Below are 4417 nucleotides of genomic sequence, written 5' to 3'. Positions count from 1 at the left end.
GCGTCACGGGGTCAGGCCGCGCGCGGCTTGGCGCAATCGCCTGCCGCGCCGTGGTCGTGGGTGTCGGTATCGATGATGTCGGCGTGCACGGTTCCCCCCGGTGTGTGCGCTTGTTCGATGATCGGCATGGGCCGCAGGCCCAATCGTTCGAACAATGCCATATCCCGCTCGGTATCGGGGTTACCGGTCGTCAGCAGTTTCTCGCCGTAGAAGATGGAATTGGCCCCGGCGAGGAAGCACAGGGCCTGCAACTCGTCGTTCATCTGCTCGCGCCCGGCCGACAGGCGGACCATGGAGCGGGGCATCATGATCCGGGCCGCGGCGATCGTTCGCACGAACTCGAAGGGGTCCAGTTCGACCGTGCCGGCCAGTGGCGTGCCCTCCACCTGGACCAGGCGGTTGATCGGCACCGAGTCCGGGTGGGCCGGCAGATTGGCCAGCGTCTGCAGCAGGCCGGCGCGCTGCTCGCGCGATTCGCCCATGCCGACGATGCCGCCGCAGCAGGTCTTCATGCCGGCGTCGCGGACGTGGCCCAGGGTATCGAGCCGGTCCTGGAACTCGCGCGTGTGGATGATCTCGTTGTAGAACTCCGGCGCGGTGTCCAGGTTGTGGTTGTAGTAGTCCAGGCCGGCCTCGCGCAGCGCACCGGCCTGCTCGCCCGACAGCATGCCCAGCGTGGCGCAGGTCTCCAGTCCGAGGGACTTCACCTCGCGGATCATCGCCGCGACCTTGGGGATGTCGCGGTCCTTGGGCGAGCGCCAGGCCGCGCCCATGCAGAAGCGGCTGGCCCCGGCCGCCTTGGCCTGGCGTGCCTTCTCGACCACCGCCTCGGTGCTCATCAGCTTGGTCGCGTCCACGCCGGTGTGGTAACGCGCGGCCTGCGGGCAGTAGCCGCAGTCCTCCGGGCAGCCGCCGGTCTTGACCGACAGCAGGGTGCTGACCTGCACTTCGGCGGGGTCGAAATGCGCCCGGTGGACCGAGGCCGCGCGATGCATCAGCTCGGGCAGGGGCAGGTCGAACAGCGCGCGTACTTCGGCGCGGCTCCAGTCGTGGCGGGGCGGCAGGGCCTCGGCGGGCGTTTCTCTGACAGCAGGCATCGGACTTTTCTGACAGACAGCGGATATCGGGAAGCGCAGTCTGGAAAGCATGTCCATCCCTGTCAACCAGAATCCGGCGCCGTGGGTTTACAGCGCGTGGGGGCGCTTGCTGGCACGCACCTGGCGGATGGGCCGGCGCGAGCGGTGCCTGGTCTGTGCAGGCCCGGCGCCGGTCGCGGCGGGCGGGCTCCACGGCCTGTGCCCGGATTGCGCGGGGGCCATGCCCTGGAGTCGCCATGCCTGCCCGGGCTGCGCCCTGCCGTTGCCGGACGGCGAGGCAGGCGTGGCCTGTGGCCAATGCCAGCGACAGCCGCCGCCCCTCCACGCCTGCCACGCCAGCTTCGTCTACGGGTTCCCCCTCGACCGCCTGCTGCCCGGGGCGAAGTTCCATGGCGACCTGGCCGCGAGTCGCGCACTGGGCGAGTGGATGGCCGCGCGGATGTGGCGCCACCTGCCGGACGATGCCTGGCCACAGGCGCTGGTCCCCGTGCCCCTGCACCGGACGCGCCTGCGCCAGCGCGGCTACGACCAGGCCCTGGAGCTGGCCCGCCCGCTGGCCCGCCGCCTGCGTCTGCCCCTTCGCGACGACCTGCTCACCCGCGTGCGCGATACCGCGCCGCAGTCGCGGCTCGACGCGGCCGAACGGCGCCGCAACCTGCGCCACGCCTTCGCGGTGCGCGACGACGTGCGCGTGCCCGGCCACGTCGTGCTGGTCGACGACGTCATGACCACGGGCACCACCCTGCACGCCGCGGCGCGGGCGCTGCGCCGCGCCGGCGTGGGTCGGGTCGACGCCTGGGTCTGTGCGCGGGTGCCCTGAACGGGGCGTTGACATGAACGTGACCTGTCTGGGCACAGACTCCCGGGGTCGGCGCCGTCGTAGCGCCCGGGCCCAGGAGCTGCGCATGTACGGTGACAACGACCCCGAGGCGTCCACGGCGTCTTCCGCGGGGCTCCTGCAGCAACTGGGCAGGAGCTGGTGGCTGTTCGTGGTGTACGGCGTCGTGGCGATCGTGTTCGGCATCCTCGCCATGATGAAACCCGCGGCGGCGGTGGTCGCGCTCACCTGGCTCTTCGGCCTCATGGCGCTGGTGGAGGGCATCCTCGCCGCGGTCGCCCTGGTCCGGGGCGGCGAGGGCGTGTCGAGGGGCTGGCAGGCCCTGTACGCGCTGGCCTCGCTGGCGGTGGGCGTGCTGACCCTGGTCAATCCGCTGGCGACCGCGGGGGTCCTCGTGTTCTTCCTGGCGGCCTGGCTGGTCGTGGGCGGGATCTACCGCATCGTCTTCGCCATCCGCGTGCGCAAGGCCGTCCGCAGCGAATGGATGCTGGCGTTGAGCGGCCTGCTGGCGATCGTCCTGGGCGCGCTGTTCGCCATGAACCCGCTCGCGGGCATCGCCGTGACCGGCATCTGGATCGGCATCGGCGCACTGCTCCATGGCGCGCTGCAACTGTTCGCGGGCTTCAAGCTGCGCCGCTTCGCGCCCGCCTGAAGTCGTCGCGTCCGCGCGTCCGGCCCCCGCGCCGGCCGCGCGCCTGGCGTGTTCCGGCGCGGGGCGTTGAGCAGGGGAAGCACGATGCAGTATGGATCCAAGCCCGGAGTGCCCCGGTGGGTGGCGCGGTCGCTGCGCACGGCGGCGTGCGCGCTGATGATGCTGATGGCCGGCATGGGTCCGGCGCTCGCGGCGCTGCCCTCGCAGCCGGGTGGAACGCCCGACGCCCCGCCCGAGTCGCCGTCCGCGGCGGTCGATGCCACCGCCTCGTACTTCAACCGCGACATCATCACGTATCGCGCCGCGTTCCTGGGCATCCCGCCGCAGCAACGCGCGCTCAACACCGAAGCGAGCATCGAGCGCGCCGTCAGCCTGCCCGGCACCGCGGTGATCGGCAGCCACGAAATCCCGCAGGGCGTGGTGATCACCTTGTCCGACATCGCGGTACTCGTGCTCACACCCGACGACCTCGACCCGGTCGGCGGCGAGACCCTCGAGCAGGCCCGCGAGGCGGTCGTGGGCCGGCTGGGCGAGGCGGTGCGCGCGGCGGAGAGCGAGCTCGAGCCGCGTTACCTGCTGCGGGGCCTGCTGTATTCCCTGCTGGCCACGGCGCTGCTGGTAGCCGCGCTGTGGGGCTATCGCTGGCTGGTGATCCGCTGGCATGCCTGGCTGGAGAAGCTGATCCAGAAGCGCCTGGCCGCCACCCACGCCGAGGCCGGGCGCCAGCTGATCCGCGGCATGGCCACGGCGCTGCGGTGGATCGTGAGGATCGCCGAGTGGGTGCTGGTGCTGGTGCTGCTGGAGGAATGGCTGCGCTACGTCCTGGGCCAGTTCGCCTACACCCGCCCGTGGGCCGACGCGATGACCGGCTGGATCCTCCTGAAACTCAAGGCGTGGGGCGGCGCGCTGCTCGGCGCGCTCCCCGGACTGCTGACGGTGGTGGTCATCTTCCTGCTGACCCGCGCGATCACCCGCACCCTGAGCCTGATGCTCAAGGGCGTGGAGCGGGGGCGCTACAGTCTGCTGGGGATCGACGCGCAGCTCGCCGAGCCCACCCGCAAGCTGATGATCGCGGTGATCTGGCTGTTCGCGCTGGCGATGGCCTACCCCTACCTCCCGGGCGCGCAGACCGACGCGTTCAAGGGCCTGAGCGTGCTGGTGGGCCTGATGGTGTCGCTGGGGGCGTCGAGCATCATCGGCCAGGCCGCGGGCGGCTTCACCCTGTTGTACTCGCGCACCATGCAGCCCGGCGACTTCGTGAAGATCGACGATACCGAAGGCATGGTCGTGCAGATCGGCCTGTTCACCACGCGCCTGCGCACGTTCACCGGCGTGGAGGTCAGCTTCCCGAACACGGTCGTGCTCAATGGGCGCCTGGAGAACTACTCGCGGCATCCCGAAGGCCCCGGCCTGTGGATGGACACCGGGCTGACGATCGGCTACGACACGCCCTGGCGACAGGTGCAGCGCCTGTTGCTGCAGGCGGCCCGCGAGACCGATGGCGTGCAGGCAGCGCCAGAGCCGTTCGTCCTGCAGACCGCGTTGAGCGACTTCTACGTGGAGTACACCCTGCGCACGCGCATCGAAGACCCCATGCGCCGCAATGCGATCCGCACCGACCTGCTCGGGCGCATCCAGGACGCCTTCAACACCGCCGGCGTGCAGATCATGTCGCCCAACTACCGGGCCGACAGCGAAGAACCCAAACTGGTCGCGCGCGAGTTCTGGGAGGGCCTGCCCGTCCCCGGCGCGAGCGGCCCGGCAACAGGCGGTGCGGACGGCCGCGAGCGCGGCGACTGAGCCGCACCGCGCGGGGTCAGGCGCCCCCCG

Annotated in this window: 4 protein-coding genes; 3 read left to right on the top strand and 1 reads right to left on the bottom strand. The window is 71.2% G+C overall.

Going from position 1 to position 4417, the window contains the following annotated elements; translation table 11 throughout:
* Positions 1-11: 11 nt before the first annotated feature.
* Positions 12-1097 carry a biotin synthase BioB gene (gene bioB / locus FKV25_RS07510; RefSeq protein ID WP_141518171.1) on the bottom strand — a complete coding sequence of 362 codons (1086 nt, stop codon included), beginning with the start codon at positions 1095-1097 and terminating at the stop codon, positions 12-14.
* A gap of 49 nt (positions 1098-1146) precedes the next feature.
* Between bioB and FKV25_RS07505 the strand changes: the two genes are divergently transcribed.
* From FKV25_RS07505 to FKV25_RS07495, 3 genes are all read left to right on the top strand, one after another.
* Positions 1147-1917 (top strand): ComFC family protein, encoded by a 771-nt coding sequence (locus tag FKV25_RS07505; RefSeq protein ID WP_425462617.1) that lies wholly within the window; start codon positions 1147-1149, stop codon positions 1915-1917.
* A gap of 85 nt (positions 1918-2002) precedes the next feature.
* Positions 2003-2587, top strand: coding sequence for an HdeD family acid-resistance protein (locus FKV25_RS07500; RefSeq protein WP_141518170.1), 585 nt, complete (start codon positions 2003-2005; stop codon positions 2585-2587).
* Between the two features lie 84 nt (positions 2588-2671).
* Positions 2672-4387 (top strand): mechanosensitive ion channel family protein, encoded by a 1716-nt coding sequence (locus FKV25_RS07495; RefSeq protein WP_141518169.1) that lies wholly within the window; start codon positions 2672-2674, stop codon positions 4385-4387.
* Positions 4388-4417: the final 30 nt, after the last annotated feature.

Source organism: Marilutibacter aestuarii (assembly GCF_006546775.1).
GTDB classification, from domain to species: domain Bacteria; phylum Pseudomonadota; class Gammaproteobacteria; order Xanthomonadales; family Xanthomonadaceae; genus Marilutibacter; species Marilutibacter aestuarii.
This window is presented reverse-complemented; position numbering and strand designations above follow the sequence as displayed.